A 20,426-nucleotide genomic window follows, 5' to 3' on the forward strand; every position below is an offset into this window, starting at 1 on the left:
TAACTACACCCCTTTTTATCTCAATCAGCCTTTTTCTGAGCCAAGCATTACCCCCTTGGCAAAATATCTTTGAGCCAGCGGATACAGCATACAAATAGGAAGCATCGTAATAAAGATGGTGGCATTCTTGATCGCTTCTGCCGTCAGACGACTGCTTCCCCCCATATTGTTGGCTTCTCTCGCCGTATCGAATATCAGCATATCACGCAGCACCAGCTGCAGGGGGAACAGCTTGACATCATTCAAATAAATAAGCGGCAGGAAGAAGCTGTTCCAATGACCCATGAAATAAAACAGGCCAATCGAGGCTAATGCCGGTTTGGAAAGCGGTATCACAATACTAAATAATACACGAAGCTCTGACGCTCCATCCATGATAGCCGATTCCCGCAAGGATTCGGACATATTCTCATAGAAGCTTTTCAAAATCAGCAATTCGAACGTCCAGATGGCATTAGGGATAATCAAGGCCCAGATCGAATCCACCATGCCGAGCTTTTGAACAATCAGGTAGTTCGGAATAATGCCGCCATTCAGAAACATGGTCAGCACGATCAGAATCATAAAATACTTTCTGCCGAAAAAACCGGATCTGGAGAGCGGATAAGCCGCTATCGCCGTCATCAGCAAATTGATCGTGGTTCCGGTACCTGTATATAGAATCGTATTTAAATAAGCTCTTGGCACTTTTTCGCTGGAAAAAATCTCTTTATAAGCTTCAATATTGAAGCCCCGAGGGAAAATAGTTATCTTGCTCTGCACAATATAGACAGTATCGCTAAACGAAACCGCCACAATATGCACAATCGGATAAACGGTAACCATGGCAATGACTACCATTAGTATATAATTAAAGATCGAAAATAGCGATATCCGGCTTGCCCTTGATCCTACCATAATCCCTTACCCCCGGCCTTTTTACTCATGAAATTGGCAGCCAGCAGCATTACCAAAGCAATCACGGCCTCGAACAAGCCAACGGCTGCTGCAAAGCTGTAGTTGCTCTCCAGCAATCCTTTTCTGTAAACAAATGTAGAGAAAATATCCGCCACATCGTAGGTCATCGGATTATAAAGCAGCAGCACCTTCTCATAGCCAATGCGAAACATGGACCCGGCTTTCAGGATTAGGAGAACCAAAATAGTAGGAAGCATCCCTGGTAAAGTAATGTAACCTATCATATGATGCCTTTTGCAGCCGTCCACTTTGGCAGCTTCATATAAAGTAGGATTGATGCCTGAAATCGCAGCTAAATATATAATCGCTTCATACCCCATATGATTCCAAATATCAGAAACGACGTAAATCGTACGAAACCAGGCGGGATCAATAAGAAAATAAATTTTCCCAAATCCAAAATATTGTATAAGCTGATTGACCGTTCCATTGCCCGGAGACAACATATCAATCACCATGCTGCTGACAATCACTATAGAAAGAAAGGAGGGGAAGTAACTGAGCGTCTGCACCCACTTCTTAAACAATCGCAATCGGACTTCATTCAGCAAAATGGCAAAAATAATCGGAATCGGAAAGCTGAAAACCAGCGTATAAAATCCGAGCAAAAATGTATTTTTAAACAACAGCCAAAAATCTGGGCTGGAGAAAAAAGTCCGAAAATGCTTAAGCCCCACCCATTCACTGTTTAAAATACCTACAAAAACCTGGTAATCCTTAAAGGCAATAATCATTCCGTATATGGGACCGTATCTGAATATTGCATAGAAAACCAGACATGGAATAAAAATCAGCAAAAGCTGCCGGTCTCGCTTGAAATGATGCCACACTGAAGTCAGCCGCTTTTTCAGACCGCCAGATTGATTGCCCGCCGATTGATTGCTTTGCACTTCCATTTTTGCATGATGCACGATTTGTCCCCACCTATCCGGAAGCGGCACCTGTGAAGACACACAGATGCAGCCCTTCTTATCTTCTATCAGTTGCTAGCATTAAATCTTTGCTGAGCCGCGTTATATACATCGATATATTTTGAAGCCCCTATTCTTTCCGCATTTTTCAACCAATCCTGCCATTCTTTCTCGCTATATGAATCTGTCAGCACATATTTGGCACTGAACTCTTTGGCTGACTTATCCAGTGAAGAGTAAAGCTCAGAGATCGTCGCGGATTCCGCATCCGTAATTTTCAAGATGGGATCAGATGCTTCATATTTGTTGCCTTTGTTAATCAAGTCCTGCGCTTCCTGTTCCTTTTCCGTGTAATTGAAGTACACGCTGCGCTTATCCACATTCAAATACATATTGGGAATCCACAGGCCATAGCGTTCCGTGAGCACATCAATATCCACCAAAGGCACATCCGTCAACCCCGGATATACAGGCTTGCCGTCCTCACCCCATGTGAAGGTTTCTCCTTCCACACCAATCGTGATCAGTTCAGAACCTGAAGGGCTAATCAAGTAATCCAGCAATTTCAGGGCTGCTTCCTTGTTTCCATTATTGGCCACATTAACACCACCAATCGTAATGTCAGGCAAAGTGCGGATATGGCCAGTGGGGCCAATCGGGTTGCCATAACGCAAATCATACGAAGGATTGGCTGAGCTGACCTGGTTGTAGAACATATCCAGTCTGCCAATCCAGTCAAATGTAACAAATGACCGGTCATTGGTTGTCATCTTGGCTGTCCAGGACTCCGGCGTATCCGTGAGGAACTCGGGATCCAATAATCCTTCCTGGTACAGTTTTTTCATAAAATCAAGCATTTCTTTATACTCCGGCTGAGTCGTGGCCAATTTCCATTTCTGATTCGCCTCATCGTAAACGGCTGGATAATAAGGCTCTCCCGTTCCTCCTATCCCCCAACCATAAGCCCAGTCAGAGAAAATAACTTCTTTGGTTTTGGATGCATACGGATAAGAATCAGGGTAAGCTGCTTTTAACTTCTTAAGCGCCTGGTAAAACTCCTCCGTATTTTCCCATGGCTTGATATTATGCTGATCGAATAAATCCTTTCTGTACATAAACCCGTGGTTCACATCGCGATTAACGCCATAAACAGGCCAGGAGTACAAGTTATTGCTGTCATCTGTAAACGATTTCATAACCCAGCTGTTTTCTTCTATATACTTCTTGCTGAAATTAGGCAATTGATCTGCATACTCATTGATGGCTGCCAATGCTTTCTGTCTGCCTAACTTATTCGCTTCTGATAGCGTCAGAGAACTGATAATATCCGGCAGCTTGCCTGAAGCCAGTATAACCTTCAGCTTATCCTGATAAGTAGAGAACGGGTAGCCTTGCAAGACCAGCTTGATGCCTGTGCGCTTTTCAATTTCTTTTACGATCATTCTGTCATTCACATTGGCATCTTCACTCGATACCATCCAGGTGATCGTAGTCGGCTTGTCAACCAGAGGCAGCTTCAATCCGCCGGTATCCCCGTATTGTGCAGCATCGCCCTGCTGCCCGTCTGCTGCTTTACCTGTGCTTCCGTCCGTTACTGCCGGGCTATTCGTATTTCCTGCTCCCTCCCCCTGATCACCACTGTTTTTGTTCGAAGAACAACCGGCCAAGAGCATGATGGCCAGCAAGCACAACCACAGCCCTTTCCATCTCGTCTTTCTTTTCAACATGTTCGTTCTTCCTCCCCAATAGGATTGTTGTCTTACGGATATCATACTACACAGCGCCTTTTACCCTGTATATAAAACGTTTTCATTTGATTCGTGATTATCCCTAAGATCCGCCCAGAAACTGCTAAAAACCTTGATCTGGCACGACTTTTTTCGATGTGGAAAATGCTGAACAGGTGGAAATCGCTAAATCCGGGGAGATAAGAAATTCGCCTTGCGGCGTCCTTTGATGTGTGTTCATGGCGTTGGTGCATGACGGAGGGAATGGCTGTGGGCTCCAGCCGCTGTTAAAGATTTGTTCCCTTGAACGGAAAGGATGAGGGGTAGGAACAAATCTTTAAAGGCGGACGCTACCGCTCTTCCTCCCACAGCCATTCCCTCTCCTAGCTACAATCGCACGAATCACTCGAACACCAAGCTCAAACGGACAGCCAGCAAGGGTTTTTCTCTGGATGGAAGGAGATTTCCCCGCGGGCCAAGCCGCTGGGACTGAAGATCAGCCCCGCCAACAGACACAACCGAGAGGAACTGTGTATTCGGGAATTTTTCACTCCAGGCTTCACCCAGAAAACTTATACTTTTTGGCACAAAAAAAGCCAAGGCTATTTCACCCTGACTCTAGATTTCTTGACAGCCAAATCGCACAGAGTTAAAAATGGAGCTCATTTCGGCGGAGGGTCGGCTGCTTCGGGAAATGCTCTTCTTGTGCTCTTCACCTTAAAACTTAAAGCAATGTTTATTGACGAATAGGAAGATCCGTCCGAACCGCATTGGAAACACGCACTTCGTCCATATATCCTTCCAAAATATTGCCTCCGCCCCAGCCCATAGAATCCCTTCCGAGAGCAAGCCAATTACTGTCCTTCCGGATACTATACGTATTCAGTCCAGACAAGGTACTGGAAGCTTTAAGTCTTCCATCCACGTACAAATTAAGAGTTTTCATAGCTGACGAATACGTCATAGCCAGATGATGCCATACCCCTCCTGTCAACGGTTCATGCGAGACCGCCGTTCTGAAGCTTCCATCGACATAGACCATAGCAATCGGGTATCCGTTGCCGTCTCCTGCCTTTAACCCGTAGGCTAAACCCTTCTGCAGCAAATATCCCGAGCAAGGGTTGGTATCGCACTTCACCCAGCCTTCCACGGTCAGATCCTCCGTGATGTCCAGGCTATCGCTGTCCTCAATCCGAATATAGCCGCTTCCCCCAGAGGTCGATATCGCATTGCCAAACCGGCTGCTCGACCAATTCGTGCTTCCGTTTACCGTGCCCGTATTGCCAGCAGCAGATGCATCCCCGGCGGCAGTCCCCTGTCCTTCATTCACATGAAGCAGCAGTACGGTATTGCTGTCCGCCGCGTAAGGCTTATTCAGCGAGAATTCCGCTCTTGTCGTATTGGAAACACGCACTTCGTCGATATATCCTTCCAAAACATTGCCTCCGCCCCAGCCCATTGAATCCCTTCCGAGAGCAAGCCAATTACTGTCCTTCCGGATACTATACGTATTCAGTCCAGACAAAGTACTGGAAGCTTTAAGTTTTCCATCCACGTACAGATGAAGAGTTTTCATAACCGAGGAATACGTCATAGCCAGATGATGCCATACCCCTCCTGTCAACGGCTCGTTCGAGACTGCCGTTCTGAAGCCTCCATCGACATAGACCATTGCGATGGGATATCCGTTGCCGTCCCCTGCCTTTAAGCCGTAGGCCAATCCCTTCTGCAGCAAATATCCCGAGCAAGGGTTGGTATCGCATTTCACCCAGCCTTCCACGGTCAGATCCTCCGTAATATCCAGGCTATCGCTGTCCTCAATCCGAACATAGCCGCTTCCTCCATAAGTTGATATCGCATTGTCAAACCGACTGCTCGACCAATAGGTGCTTCCGTTTACAGTGCCGGCATTGCCCGCCGCAGATACATCTCCAGCGGCAGTCCCCTGTCCTTCATCCATATGAAGCAGAAGAACTGTACTCGAATCTGAAATATGAGTATAGTGACCAACGATAATATAATTTCCTTTCTTTTGATAATCGATGATTTGCCCATTAACTTTTACACTTGTGACCGCAGGGGCATAGATTTGAACACATTCCGTGTTTGGCAAATCCAAGGTAGTATCGATTTCCAGCACTGTGCCTTCATAAGCAGCTGTCAGTCTGCTGGCGGCATGAGGAGAAAGAACAGTTATCAATTCGTCCTCTCCAGTCCCTGCCGCAGTATCTTTGAGCTTATAGCCGTTCATAATGGACATGCTTACCCTATTTCCAGCGATATCTTTCCGAATCATCGAAACCTCTGCATCTGTTAAATAGCCGCTGACTAGCTTGTTTCCTGTACCCGGCTCACTGATCACAATCAAGTCTGTCCCTTCATTCCTAGTGATCGATAGTGCTGAACTTTGCATCGGAGATGCGGGAGCCCCGTTTATCGTGACCGTCTGTCTGGCAACCGTAATATCCGGATTTTCTCCTGCCTTGATAGGATACATCACAAAGTCCATATATGCAGGCAGATTAGCTGCTTGCTTGACATATTTGACTTGTGGCGCTGCTTGTTTGTTCGCATAGTAAGGGCTATACCAGCCTCCAATCTGCGGGAAGACCCGAACCTTGCTGCTAATGCGTATCTCATCAACAGCTCCCGTCAGGCTGTTCCCGTAATAATCCGTACCGATTCGCAAATCGTACGTGCTGCTGCCGATCGCATAGGTGCTTAAACCCTTAGGCAGGACAATCGTTCTTTTAAGCTCGCCATTTACATACATTCTTAGCTGCTTCGTGTAGGAAGAATATGTCATAGCCATATGATACCACTCGTTAGGAATAACAGACTGATAGGCCTGTATGGTTCTCAACTGCCCGTCTACATATACCCAGCCTGTTGGAAGACCCGATACGTCCACAACCGCCAAGCCATAAGCATTACGCTTATTGATGCCATACCCGAGCTGCTTGGTGCCATCCCACTGAAACCAGCCTTCAATTGTAATTTCATCTGTAATATCCAGGCTGTTATTGTCTGGAATGCTCAAATAACTGGAACCGCTTACTTTCAAAGCGGAATTAAATTTCCCGGATATCCAGGTTGGCGTCCCGGTTATTGCACCACTCATTCCATTGGACGAGGTGTCTTGAACAACAGCCCCCGCACCTTCATCCAAATGAAGCAAGAGCCGGGTGTCGGCATCATTGGCATTAGCTGCTTCTGGCGGCAGTGATTCCTGTCCCTCTGTATAACTCGCCTCTAATCCGGAAGGATCCACGGGTATAACCCTCAGATTGGCTTCCGATATGTTATTCGTTTCGGTGACCTTCGTAATGGGATCGATCGTGAGCGGCATGGGTTGGAACTGGAAACTGTTTTGAAGCTTATGAACCCCAGTTCCTGTAATGCGATCTCGAAGAATCCAATAATCAGGCTTTGCGAAAAAAATCTCCCGTTTCTGATTCGCGCTGGTATCCTTGCCGGGACCATATCCTGCAGTATATTCACCACTGACATAATCGAACGCCTTGCCGCTCTCCCAAACCGTATCCGTTACGGGAGCGGTGACGGAGAAGGGTCCGGCGGAGTTGCGATTTTGGGGCAAATCATCTACTAGCAAGGTATTATGGGATTCCGTAGATGCAAAGTACTGCGTCCATTTATTTCCGTCATATGAATAAAGACCTGGATCTGATATGAAATTTTTCCCATAGGCTGATAAGTCGAAGGATAGCTTATCTTCGTGGTAATGGGATACCCCTAGCGGCCCCGCATCCATAGCCAAGTACAGCGCATTGGAATCCCATCCGCTTCGCATCGCATATTGACCCGCGTAAGGAAAGCCATATGAAGTATGTGCGGGAGCCGTTCCTTCATTACCTTTAGTTGCTACATATTTCATATCTTCCCTATCAAACAAGGCCGAGCCTTCCAACAGCCTTTCACGAAGCATTGTGATATTGCTGTCATTGATTAATGGCGCCGTTCCATCCGGTTTTGCTATATACATCAGATATTGGTACATGTATTCAAGACGCTTTTTATATGCCGGAGACAGATCGTTCCAGTTGTTAAGCTGCTCCAAATTGTAGGGAACCAAGAAACCGTTGGATATGGTTGCCACCTGGTACAGAGTAGACAGTTCAATTTCGGTTCCGTCCGGATACACAAGGCTTTTGATCAGATCCGTTAGCGAGGCCAGGGTTAGACTCTTCCAGCCGGCAGATGCCTGAAACTCGGGAAATAATGCTGCAAATTGATACAAAGCGATCATTTGTGCGATGGCTCCGTTATCGCCTGTCTGATGACGGGTGCTTAAGTCGCCCGCATGCTCATACATCGATTTCATTAAGGCTGTGAACTTATTGGGCGTCAAGGCCTGAGAGTCTCTTATACTGTGCAGCTGCCAAATCCAATTCTGCAAACGAATCCCTTCTGTCAACGACTGCCAGCCTGGATGGACCACAGCACTAATAGGCGATTCGCTAGCATATTTAGCCTCACTGGCGTACTCATACTCACGATACTGATTGTCCTTATACCAATCCAGCATCAAAGCAAGCATTTCCTCGGCATAGTCCTCATTTCCCGTATTCCAATAAGCATCAGCAAGCATACCATGGTACAAGGACAGTCCTCCAAGCCCAAAGCTGTCCTTCACACTGTTAGAAATGATAATACCATCGACTGCTCCCTTAAATATGCTCCCCATTGCGGTCGCATTTCTCCCAATGACAAGCTCATTCGTGCTTGCATGGATTTGGTAGGTGCCAAGACCTGATGGCAGCACATAAGTTTGATTCAGCTTTCCGTTCACATACAGCTTAATCTCCTTGGCCGAAGCTGAGTATGTCATAGCCAGATGATGCCAAACGCCGCTGGTCAGCTGTTGATCGGATACGGCTTGACGCCATTGACCGTCTACGAAAACACGTGCAGCCGGGTAACCGTCTGCATTGACAACACTAAGTGCATAGGCATTATCTTTATGAATGCCATAACTGTCATAGGAATCTCCGTTCCATTTGAACCAGCCTTCCAGGCTGATTTGTTCCGTAAGCGAGAGACTTGGACTGTTCGCTACAGTTACGTAGGTTAAATGGCTTACGTTCAAGCCATAATCAAATTTTCCATTGGTCCATTCAGGTGTGCCTTGGATAGTGCCATGGTTCGCATATCCTGACAGGTCCCCTGCTATGTTTCCGGTATTTTTATCGAAATTTAAGATTAGGCTTGTCGCTGCTGCCGGTTTAGAAACGGGAAAATAATTTTTTATAGCCAGCGTAGAACTCGAACCATCTGGTGCAAAAGCTGGCCAGTTCACATCTGTTCCCAGGGAATAGCGTTCTCCGTCTCGTTGGGTTAAGTAGTGGTCCAAAGTCAGATCAGCCAAATAAGTTTCATAGTAGGGATCAGCTGGGGGCCTGTTCCCATTCCTGCCCCCTATTTGAAGCGGGGCTGTTCTAGCCTTGTAATAATCAAGAAAAGCAGATTTGGCCAGCTCCATATTATTGTCCTGCACCGCCGCTTTAACGGCGGAAAGTCCCGGAGCATCCAAATTTAAAAGATTAAAAAACGTATGGTCTGCCATATAGGAATGAAGATCCTCGAAGCTTGGATTTTGAACCCGATTGATCGCTGCAGGACCTGCGGCAGCTACGGAAATCTCATCGAACCAAACCGTTCCTTGATCCGTTTCCGACACCAATTCCAGGAGTAATTTAGAGGTATTCACAGGAACGGTCAACGTAGCGCTTAATTGCTGCCAATCATGATCGCCGGGTGAGCCAACAATAGTTTCTTGAGCAAGACTATAGCTTGGGTTGGGTGATCCCCAACGGGTTAAGTACATCACCTTGATTTTGGGACTGCCTGTATATCCATTTGCCGTTTTGTACCAAGCCTTCAAATAAAGCGTTTGGGTCGCAGCAGACGGGGTCCATGGTTTATCCAATACCACATAGGTTCCTGTTGAAGCATGACCCGTCATTTTATTTGATCTTGTTCCTGTACCATACATTACCGTCTCATCCAGCTCATTTGTACCGCCATTTACATTCAGAAACCATTTGTCAGGAATATTCGTCCACGTCTCGGGACTCGGAACCCAGGCAAACACATGACTGGCCATAAGCAGCCCCAATACACCTGGAATAGATACGAAAATGAATAAGATTATGTTTCTTTTTACAGCATTCATCTTCAATACAAATACCTCCCCATCATCTTTGTGCTCTCACTAGCCTTTAATAGCCCCGACCATAACACCTTTAATGAAATATTTCTGAATAAAAGGAAACACCACCAGCATAGGCAATATCGAAATAATGATCGTTGCATATTGCAGACTTACCTGGGCATATTCAGTGGCAGCGATCATTCGCTGTTCCTCCATCAGAGCGCCTGCACTAATAATCATCTCTTTAAGGACTACCTGCAGAGGGAACAAGGTCTTATCACTTAAATAAATCAACGGCAGGAAATAGCTGTTGTAATGATACATGGCAAAGAAAAGTGCCAGAGCTGCCATAAGAGGTTTGGAAACCGGTAAAATAATTTTAAATAAAATTCCGTAAACGGAGCAACCGTCGATCATCGCGCTTTCTTCGAGCTCCTTCGGTATTGCTTGAAAAAAAGTGATCGTCATAATGATGAACACACCATTGATGGCTACCGGCAGAACAAGCGCCCACAGCGAATTATATAATCCCAGCTTAAGTATCAATAAATAGTTGGGAATGATCCCCCCATTAAAAATCATCGTAACAACAATAACTTTCATAAAGAGCTTACGTCCGAAAAAATCCTGTTTGGAAAGCGGGTAAGCGGACAACACCGTCAGCAGCACACCAGAGATGGTGCCTACCAGGGTGTACTTGATGGTGTTCAGAAAAGCAAGGACGATGACATTGTTCGACAACATATATTGATACGATTTGAAAGTGATTCCAAGTGGGTACAGGAATACCTTGCCTTGCATGACGTATATTTTTCCACTCAATGAAACAGCAGTCATATACAAGAAAGGATAAATAATGAGGATACATAGTAACCCCATAAGCGCATAATTGATTACATCAAAAAGGTTCCATCTGACTTTAACCATCCTGTTCTCCTCTACCAAATACTAACTTTAGATACTTTGTTGCTAATATAATTTACCGTCATTAGAAGCACCAGGGAAACCACAGATTCAAACAAGCCAACCGCAGAAGCAAGGCCATAATTAAGCTGCTGAATCCCGACTCTGTACACATAAGTGCCTATAACATCAGATACTCCATAAGTTGCAGGAGTTTGTAAGAGCAGGGCTCGCTCAAACCCAATCATAATCAGGTTGCCTGCCGAGATAATCAGCATGACGGCAATCGTCACAGCGATTCCCGGGAGCGTAACATGAATCATCTTCTGGAACCGATTGCAGCCATCCATTTCAGCGGCATCAAACAGCTCAGGCGAAATTCCCGCTATAGCCGCTATGAACACAATGGAATTATAGCCTAGGTGCTGCCAATTTAGAGTAAAAATATAGATGGGAGCAAACCACTCTGATTTAGCCATAAAATATTGAGGTTCGATGCCGATAAAGCTCAGCAGCTGATTGACAATCCCCCCATCCGGAGAAAGAAAGCTCCATGTTATGCCGCTTAGCACAACTATAGAAATAAAGAAAGGCAAATAGCTGATCGTTTGCACACCCTTCTTGAATGTACTGCTTCTCAGTTCATTCAGCAGCAAGGCAAAAATAATAGCAACCGGATAGGTTAGAACGGAAAGAACGCCTAATACAAGCGTATTTTTTAAAATGACCACAAAATCAGGACTATGAAAAAAAGTAATAAAATGCTCAAAATAAATAAGTTTGCTTTTTAAAATGCCTTTCGTAATCTTATAATCTTGAAAAGCCGTTACATTCCATAAAATTGGGATGATTCTGAACACAATCAAATAAATCAGACAAGGTAAAAATATAATCATAAGATGTCTGTCTTTAACCAGATGTCTCCATTTGCGCACTGCATAACTCGACTTCATGATGTCTTTCATCTCCGTTCAGGTAAGTCCAGCAAGCAGGTCCTTTTGTATTGGAGGGTTCCTGCTTGCCAAGCTGCTCGTTCACCTATCGCTTATTGTTCTTTATATCTGGTATAAGCCGTGTTATAAATGTCTACCAGTTTTTTATATCCAATACTTTCGTTTTTCTTCAACCATTCATCCCATTTTTCAATCGATTCAGTACCCATAATAACTTTAGTCGAGTATTCGAGAACCGCCTTCAACAAAGCATCTTCAAGCGGCGTTTTCCGGGAAACCTCTTCTTCCGTGAAATGCATGACAGGCTGCTCTTCCTCCCAGAAAGGATCCTTAAGCAAATCTAGCACTTCTTGAAATTTAGGCGTGATTGCCCTCGGAGCGCTTCTCGGATCAGCCGTCTCCATAAATCCTGTCATGGTTAGCCCATACTTCTTCTCCAGTTCAACCCTTGTCACAGCCTGACCTTGGAATTCAGGATAAGTGATTGTCCCGTCGGCCTCTTCATGAAAGGTGACTCCCTCTACGCCCATAGTTACGAGGGTACTGCCAGAAGGGCTGTACAAATAATCGATCAGTTGGAGCGCTTCCTTCACATGCTTTGAAGAAGAGGAGACGCTAATCCCATAATCCAATACCTTCGGCTCCGCCATAACCTTACCTTTAGGACCCATAAAATCAGCAGGAGCAAGCTCAAATTCCGGCACTTTTTCCTTAGCTGTATTCTGCAAAGAATCCATACGCCCGAACCAGCCTTGGAAGGCAAAGCCTTTATCTGCCTGCAACACCTGCGAATTGAACCGGTCTTCCTTGCTGGTCATAAATTCGGGATCCATCAATCCTTCTTTATACAGCTTGGCTAAATAGACGAGCATATCCTTGTACTCATTGCTCACCGGCCCGTATTCCCACGCATCCTTGCCATCAGGAACAAACATCTTATTGAAAGTTCCCCAGCTCTGACTTAGAAGCTGTAAAATATCCGCACCATAATAATTAATAAAAGGGTAGCTGTCAGGGTAAATTTGCTTTAATTTCTTAAACACTTCATAGTATTGGTCGGGTCCTTTCGGTACAGCAATTCCGTTCTTCTCCAAAATATCCTTGCGAATCATAATGCCATAATTAACTCTTGGTGATATTTTATAGCTTAAATAATCAAATACGTATAAATTGCCGTCAGAGCTTGTATTGGACTTCATAATCTGCGGATTCTCATCGAGTACCTTCTTGAAATTAGGCAAAATATCCAAATACTTATTAATAGGTACAAAAGCTTCTACACCAAGCTTGCTGACCAGGGAGCTTGTCGTCGTTCCCACGATATCAGGCAAGTTGTTGGAGGCCACCAGAAGTCCCAGTTCCTCCGTTGGGTCTGTCGCTTTAAATCTTTGAATTTGCAAATCTAGATTTGTCCGCTTCGCCAGCTCCTTTGTAAAGAAATTCTCCGGGATCGGGGAGTCAGCATACGTATAGGTAATAGCCCTTAGTTCTGTTTCATCTTTAGCTATAGGCAGCGCCAGCCCCCCTGTATCCCCATAGTCAGCTGATGATGAATCAGCAGGCTGCGCTGTTGAATCCCCCCCTGTCTCCGATACTACTCCCGGAGAGGAGGTTACCTTTGCATCCTCATTCGTTTTTTGGGTGCATGCGGCTCCTATACTCATGACTGCGAGCAATAAGAGCAAAGACAGTTTTACCTTCAAGCTCATCTTCTTCAAAACCAATTCCCCCTCATCAAATTAAACCTTTTCTTGTAGGTTCGCTATCAATATACAGGAGAGCCGGGTTAGCCGGATATAGTTCATATCGAAACTGAGTTACCCCAATTTAATATCCGGCCTGTTCAGCTGCATAAAAAGTTGCCTTTTTAACAACTAAACCTATAAAACAGGATAAAAAAAGGCTTTTCCAGGAAAATAAACCTGAAAAAACCTTTACTTTTTTCTATTTTTTCAAATAACGCTCGAACGCTTTTTGCTTAATTTCCAGCTCATCTTCAATGCCCATTTTTTTCAGCATACTTCTGTAGGTCTCAAAATTATCTAACGGCTCTATACCCATAATAAATTTATTCATCATTTCATCCTGATATTTCAACAAATCACTCATAATCGCGGACTCCCGTATTTGCTCATCGGCTGATAAGTACAGGATAGGCAATAATTTCTTGTGATCAGCCTTCAGCCAATTTGTTTTGGCTTCCATTTGCTCCGGCAGCGCATTATATTGATCGTAGCCTTCGACACTGTATTCGAACGGGGCAGAGGATCCCATCCTCGTATACATCGTTAAGGCTTGGCTTACAGGTAAACGATTCGGATTATTCAAGACGAGATCAGTGAAGGTAGGTTTTCCATCTACTAGTGTATAGCTTTCACCTTCAATTCCGAAATTGAACAGCATATGTCCTTCTTTACTGTAGCCATAATCCAGCCAGGCCGCAATTTGCTCCGGATTTTTGGCCGTAGAGGTAATCGCCGCTCCAAGACCTATAAATTTATCTTGAACTTTAGCAATCACCTCTCCACCCGGCTGTAAACTGGGGAAAACAACCCCTTTTAATTGAAAACGCGGATTCTGGGCCTGCATCAGCCTCGTATATTTCCCAAGATCACTAGCCAGCCAGCCGTCAAAGGATCCAACCCGGTCCTGAGTAACCTTGGTACCTATGATTTTCTCATCTATTGTCAAATAATTTTGATCAATCAACCCTTCTTGATACCATCTGTGCAGCAAGGCCAAATATTCTTTAAAGCGAGGCTCGTATGGACCATATTTAATCTGACCGTGATCGTTATAGAAATCAGTCGTGATACCATACGCACCCGCAAATGCATAACTAATAAAAAAGCTTTCTTTGTTGTATATCAGGGGTATTTCGTCCTGCTTACCGTTACCATTCGGATCCTTATCTCTGAAAGCAATCAGCATGTTTTCCCAATCTTCAATGGTCTTAGGAGGCTGTAGACCAAGCTTATCAAGCCAATCCTTGCGTACGATCAATCCATTAAAAATGGATAGCTTCGGATCATCCGCAATCGTTGGGAACGCATATATATTCCCTTCATCACTTGTAATCAGCTTTTTTACATCAGGCTTTTTTTTCAGTAAATTGGACAAATTCGGAGCGTACTGGTCGATCAGCTCGTTTAATCGAATAATCTTTCCTTCTTTGATCGCTTTGTCCGGTTGTGCACTGGACCAATTTGTTTCGATCACATCCGGCGGATGCTCCGAAGCTATAATCATAGCCAAATTAAAACCGGTGTCAAAGCCGCTCGGCGGATGCTGGAACTGCACCTTAGTTCCTGTGAGCTTCTCCAATTGTTTGTACATGCCCATTTCGTTATAGTTTTTAATTATAGCCGATTCTTCTTTATTCATAATAACCCAGTAGCTTAATGAAGACGGATAATCCGATAAAGCTGGCATTAAAGCTGATTGGATGCTATGACTCCCCGTACCTTCTGTTTGTGTCTGGTTAAAGAAGCTTTTGTTAAGGGCTATGAACAGACCGAGAAAGACAATCATACACAGCGTAATTGCTGCAGCCCCACTCTTCCAATCCAGTCTCTTCATCTGTCACACACTCTTTCCTTGGATATTAGTCATACGATTGGCATTATCCCTGTATTTCCCAGGTGTAATGCCTTCGTATTTCTTGAAGAAGCGGACAAAGCCGGCATCATTCGAGTAACCGATTCTACTGGCAATTTCAGCTAAGGTTAGCGATTGTTCGGTCAACATTTTCTTGGCCTGCATAATCCGAAATTTAGCAATGTAGTCCGATATATTTTCCCCGCTATGCTTTTTAAAAAAACTGGATAAATACTGCGGACTGATACGAAAGTGATCAGCTATTAAAGCCACACTTAAATTACTATCGAAATAATGACTTTCGACGAAATCTATAATGCTTGTATACATTTGATCCCGATGCTCGTTCTTCTCTGCGAGGGTATACACGCATATTTCCTTGTAGAACTCTTTGATTTTCCATAACATTTCTTCAGCGGTTGAGCAGGCGGCCAGACTTTTTAGAGGGTCTGCAATTCCTTCAAGCTCTCTTTTTTTACTTGTTTTAAATCCATTCCGTAGCTTTAGTATGGTGCTTAATAGATCGTAAAACAAGCATTTTCCCAGTTCCGGTGAAATCCCGCCTATCACGAAATTGGCCTCGTAAATTTGATCAAGCAGTCTCTCCACGTTGTCGAAATCGCCATTCTTGGCATAGTTCATCAATTGAACTTCTGTTTCCAGCGCATATTCATAATAATTGTGCTCCAATCCGGCGATATCCTCGTAATAGATTCCCTCGCTTGAACCATATATCAACCGGGAATCAAGTGCAATGAGGGCTTCTTGATAGCATCTCCCGATCCCCTCCAAGCCGCGGACAAATTGGCTTACAGCTATCGTTATTTTAAACCTGAAGCGCTGATTTGCATAATCCTGCAGCGTTCTTACAAACTTATTTCGTTGTTGAAATGTCTGTTCATCCGGCTTCGAAGTATTGAACAATAAGGCCAAACGATTTCTGTCCATTTCCACCACATATCCATCGTCCTCGCCCAGCAATTCTCTACTTAAGTTGGTTAATACAAATCGTACCAGCGCCCACTCCCGTTCCGTGTCCTCCGTAATGAAATTTTGACAATCATCCACTTCAATAATATGAACACTGAAATAATCATGCTTGAAATAAATCCCCATAAATTTCAAAGAGTCATCAAAAATATCCGAAACATCAACATGTCCCTTAATGAGCCGTGACAGAAAATTGGCTTGAATGACCGGCTTCTGCTGGTCCAGGATTTCTTTGAGCCCGTTCTTCTCGTCAATGGAATGGAGAATCGACTGCTTAATAAAATCATATTCATTAAGAACCGATTGCTTGGATTTGGATTGTTTATTTTCTTTAATCATCGCAACCACATCGCTAATCGGGCTAAAATTCCGTCTCGCCATTAGAAACGAAATCAAAAAGCCTGCAATTAATAATAAGAAAACCAGGCTTAGGGACCAGTTCTTTAATGTAATCACCGTACCCAAAACAACTTTCTTAGGAATAATCGAAATGTATGTCCAATTCCTTTGATCTGTTGTATAGGATAAAATCATGGATTGCCCATCCTGCTGAAAGGAATGATATCCTCTTTCTTCCCGGATATTAGCAAGTGTGTCCTTATTGAGTTCCTTCTTCTGCGAGGTAGACATCAGAATTTGCTGATGCTCGTCCACAATGTAAATTTGGCTGTGATTGATTTTCTCAATCTGTTCGATGAGTTGATAGAACTCCTGTTCCTTAATTAGGGCAACCAGATAGCCCGTTATTTGCTCTTTTTCTCCTATAGGGAGCGATTGAATATAAGTCAGGACGGAGCTTTCCTTCTCCCCCTCCTTCACGACTGTGGAAGGTTTATACGTTCTGAAATGACTCCCGGATAACAACTCCTGTTTAACCTGCTCCGCATTTCTCCCATCGAATCTCAGAATTCCGTTAAAATAAGTTTCAGCATCCGTTTGACCAGTTGCATACAGAACTGAATCCGTGTTCTTGAAATAAACAAAGAAATTATGGATAAACGTGTTTGTATTGATAACATTGTTCTTAATATTATTTATGATGTCCAATAGATCAAACTGGTTTTTGGCATAATTCCCGCCTGTATGACTTAGCGACCATTGTAGCTTAGGATCATTGGCAAGCTGTAAGGTTGTTTTTTCGATTTCATTAAAGCGATTTTCTATGGTCAGCCTGACCTGCTCTAACAAACCCAAATTGGATTCATTTTCATTATTGATCATTGTACGCTCTACATGCTGAAATATATAAGCTCCAATACAAACAGGCAGCAGCAGGATGATAAAATAGGAAAAGAGAAATGTATTGAACACACTCCTTCTGCGACTTCTCCTATGCTTTACATTCATTCCGGAAATCCCCCTCCTCCAATACATGTAGATTTGCCCGCCCTCATCCTTTTTCCTGCATATACTTGGAAGCCGGGACCCAATCTCACTTCTCCCCTTATGATACAACAGGGAAGGCAATTGAGATAGGGGGATGCATACAAACTTGGACAGACACATTCATGTTCAGATATTGAAGGGGATAAATGAGTGTTAAACCAAGTATTTATCGACTACACAAAAGCGTCTCTTCCCTCCGAATCATGAGAGAAGAGACGCTCCAGTGCGTTCAGGTCATACTATGTCGGCCGTGGACTGCACGTTCAAAACATTCGTCAGGTTAATGATCAAGCTGAAACTCCGCCGATACTAGCTGCAGTCCCATAAACTCACTATAACGCTTTGCGGCAGCCAGCACCTCATCCTGCACATTACCCAGTGGCTCAAAGGGGATCAGCGTCATCTCCATCGTTTTTTTCTTCAACGTCCGTTTCCATGTACCTACGATTTGGCCGGAGACAACGATGCAGGGCATGAAAACCCCGTTCTGTCCCGGTACGATTCTAGGCGCATATTCCTGCATCAGCACTGCACTGCGGTCTTTGTAGCCGAGCAGATACTCATCGAAACCCGGCAGTAAATAAACATCAGATTCTTCAGCTGCAGGCAGCCCCCGGGAATTTGGCGAGCTCCAGCATTCCGCGCCGCCTGTCGTCTCCTTCATCAGTTTCGGGCGGGCCGCCTCAATTCCCTGCTTAGCTTCAGCTATGGTCAGGCCAGCCCACCAGGCGAAGTCGTGCAGCGTCGCGGGACCGTGGCTGGCGAAATACGTTCCGGCCAGTTCGGCAAGCCCCTCCTCCCTGGACAGCTTACGCGGATTAGGCGCCCAATCCTCTAATAAAGCGAAGGATTGCTCCTTGTTCTGCATCGGTCCTATACAGATGAGTCCCGTCTGAGCCAAGTACCATAAGATATGATAGCCGCGCTGCGCATTCGTGGAGATTCCTGCATCCTCCAGCAGTTGCATGATAGCCGAACGGGCCAGCCTTTGGTTTCCATGCAGCGCATCATAGAGCAGCATCCCGCAGCGCTCCAGAATAGCTTCATCCAGCTCCAGCTGCTCCCGTCTCCGTTTGGCTCCGGCCAGCATGCGCGGTTCCGACAGCTTCAGCATCCAGGCTGCATCCTCCGGCGTAACCCAATGAATCGTGCCGCGCATCGGCCACGTCCGCAGAATCTCGCGTTCTTCAATAGCTCGCTCTATGTCTGCTAACGTTGCGGCCGGCATGCGAAGTCCGATCGCCCAGACCGATTGATGGTAGTCCTGCGCCTGAAGCGCACCCAGGCTTTTCACCACTTGGCCAGGCTTATCCGGCTTGCCGCCGCTGATGTGCAGGTTCAGCAGCCTCTGATTCGCAATACTTGTATTTTTCATCAATGGGTCACCTCATGTTGATCATAAATACACCACTTATCCAATCGTAACACTCCTGAACCGCTCTTTCCAGTTTCCCTATATCCCAAAGAACTCCTGAGCTGTCTTCGTTGTAGCTTCCGTCGTCTCTTCGACGCTCCGACCCAAGCATGCAGCTACCTTTTTCATAATATGCGGTAAGAAAGCCGGCTCATTACGCCCCTCACTGGGCTTGACGGCCAAATCGCGCGGGGTTAGAAAAGGAGCATCTGTCTCTATCATCAAACGATCCAGCGGAATTCGCTTCACGATCTCAGCCAGGTGTTTGCCTCTGCGTTCATCGCATATCCAGCCCGTAATGCCAATATGGAAGCCCATATTCAAGTATACCTGAAGCTCCTGAAGAGAGCCTGTAAAGCAATGAACAACAGCCTTGTTCAGACGGGGCAGATACGGCTTAAGCATGCGGACAAATTCATAATGGGCATCACGCTCATGCAGAAAAAGAGGCAGCTGCAGCTCACAAGCCAAACGAATTTGTTCCTCGAACCATTGCTTCTGAACGTCCCGTGGCGAGAAATCCCGATTATAATCAAGTCCGCACTCACCTATAGCGACCACCTGAGGCAGTGACGCCAGCTTACGAAGCTTTTCTACAGTGTGAGCCTGACAGTTCTTAGTATCATGAGGATGAATGCCAGCCGTAGTAAACAATTTTCCAGGAAAACGGCCTGCATACCGGGCTGCCTCATCACTATTTTTGAGCGAGGTTCCCGTTAGAATGAGTGGTGATACCCCCACTTCCTCCGCCCGTGCAACAACCTGCTCCCGATCCTCATGGAAAGAGCGATGCATTAAATTAACACCTATATCGATAAGCTTTTCCTTCACACCATCTCGCCTCCTTCTTCAGAAAATCCATTATATATACTGCAGCATGCAGCAGGCACTTGATCTGCAAGCCAAACTTCATTACCGGCGTAATAGAAGACAACACCCAGACTGGCGGCCTTTACCGTATCTACAGATACAATCCTAAGCTCCCCTCTCCTGCTCCCAGCTAGCTCAGCAAAATGAAGTCCCTCGGATAAATGCACATACTGACGCTTCATCGAAAAAATACCGTCTTGTAAGATGCTCGATACGGCCTTACTGTTCGTTCCATGATACAGCAAGGCTGGCGGAGCAGCGGCAGGGTAAACGACCTTGTCATGGCTATGCCCATATCTCGCCCGAATACACCCTCCGGCAATCTCGAATCTCTGTTTATCGCACTGATCTACCACCTGTTGAATATCTTCTAGCGTAATCGACGCCCACTTCGCCTCTTTATGGAGTACGGCCAGCAGCTCTTCCAGCTTGCAGGAGCCATCCTTGCTCTCTAGAACGATTCCAAACGCTTCCGGAGTATGTCTTAATATTTTGGTGAGCAGCTTGCTCAGACTTATTTCTGATTTTTTATTTATCATCGTTCTC

General features: G+C 45.2%; 12 protein-coding genes. All 12 read right to left on the minus strand.

Translation table 11 applies throughout. From position 1 onward, the window contains the following. Nucleotides 1-24: 24 nt before the first annotated feature. Nucleotides 25-897, minus strand: coding sequence for a carbohydrate ABC transporter permease (locus J2Z66_RS35585; RefSeq protein ID WP_209977571.1), 873 nt, complete (start codon nucleotides 895-897; stop codon nucleotides 25-27). Continuing rightward, on the minus strand, nucleotides 891-1,853 hold the full coding sequence (locus J2Z66_RS35590; protein ID WP_209977608.1) for an ABC transporter permease: 963 nt from the start codon (nucleotides 1,851-1,853) through the stop codon (nucleotides 891-893). The genes J2Z66_RS35585 and J2Z66_RS35590 overlap by 7 nt, the downstream gene beginning before the upstream one ends. 83 nt (nucleotides 1,854-1,936) lie before the next feature. Next, nucleotides 1,937-3,595, minus strand: a complete 1,659-nt coding sequence (locus J2Z66_RS35595; protein ID WP_245376095.1) for an extracellular solute-binding protein — start codon at nucleotides 3,593-3,595, stop codon at nucleotides 1,937-1,939. A gap of 736 nt (nucleotides 3,596-4,331) precedes the next feature. Next, nucleotides 4,332-9,788 (minus strand): LamG-like jellyroll fold domain-containing protein, encoded by a 5,457-nt coding sequence (locus J2Z66_RS35600; protein WP_245376098.1) that lies wholly within the window; start codon nucleotides 9,786-9,788, stop codon nucleotides 4,332-4,334. 39 nt (nucleotides 9,789-9,827) lie between these two features. After that, on the minus strand, nucleotides 9,828-10,694 hold the full coding sequence (locus tag J2Z66_RS35605; RefSeq protein ID WP_209977576.1) for a carbohydrate ABC transporter permease: 867 nt from the start codon (nucleotides 10,692-10,694) through the stop codon (nucleotides 9,828-9,830). A gap of 11 nt (nucleotides 10,695-10,705) precedes the next feature. Next, entirely contained in the window at nucleotides 10,706-11,623 is a 918-nt protein-coding gene (locus J2Z66_RS35610) for an ABC transporter permease (protein ID WP_209977578.1), read from the minus strand. Nucleotides 11,624-11,715: 92 nt separating this feature from the next. Beyond that, nucleotides 11,716-13,332, minus strand: a complete 1,617-nt coding sequence (locus tag J2Z66_RS35615) for an extracellular solute-binding protein (RefSeq protein ID WP_245376099.1) — start codon at nucleotides 13,330-13,332, stop codon at nucleotides 11,716-11,718. Nucleotides 13,333-13,567: 235 nt separating this feature from the next. After that, nucleotides 13,568-15,202, minus strand: coding sequence for an extracellular solute-binding protein (locus J2Z66_RS35620; protein WP_209977582.1), 1,635 nt, complete (start codon nucleotides 15,200-15,202; stop codon nucleotides 13,568-13,570). Between the two features lie 3 nt (nucleotides 15,203-15,205). Next, the gene (locus tag J2Z66_RS35625; protein WP_209977584.1) at nucleotides 15,206-17,557 is read right to left on the minus strand and encodes a helix-turn-helix domain-containing protein; all 2,352 of its coding nucleotides are present in this window, start codon (nucleotides 17,555-17,557) and stop codon (nucleotides 15,206-15,208) included. A gap of 319 nt (nucleotides 17,558-17,876) precedes the next feature. Then, nucleotides 17,877-18,971, minus strand: coding sequence for a winged helix DNA-binding domain-containing protein (locus J2Z66_RS35630; RefSeq protein WP_209977585.1), 1,095 nt, complete (start codon nucleotides 18,969-18,971; stop codon nucleotides 17,877-17,879). Between the two features lie 78 nt (nucleotides 18,972-19,049). Next, nucleotides 19,050-19,841 (minus strand): TatD family hydrolase, encoded by a 792-nt coding sequence (locus J2Z66_RS35635; RefSeq protein ID WP_209977587.1) that lies wholly within the window; start codon nucleotides 19,839-19,841, stop codon nucleotides 19,050-19,052. Then, nucleotides 19,838-20,419: an RNA 2'-phosphotransferase gene (locus tag J2Z66_RS35640; RefSeq protein WP_209977589.1), complete on the minus strand. Its 582-nt coding sequence runs from the start codon at nucleotides 20,417-20,419 to the stop codon at nucleotides 19,838-19,840. Before J2Z66_RS35640 ends, J2Z66_RS35635 begins: the two co-directional genes overlap by 4 nt. Between the last annotated feature and the right edge of the window lie 7 nt (nucleotides 20,420-20,426).

The sequence above is a fragment of the Paenibacillus eucommiae genome, from assembly GCF_017874215.1.
Taxonomy (GTDB): Bacteria; Bacillota; Bacilli; order Paenibacillales; family NBRC-103111; genus Paenibacillus_AI; species Paenibacillus_AI eucommiae.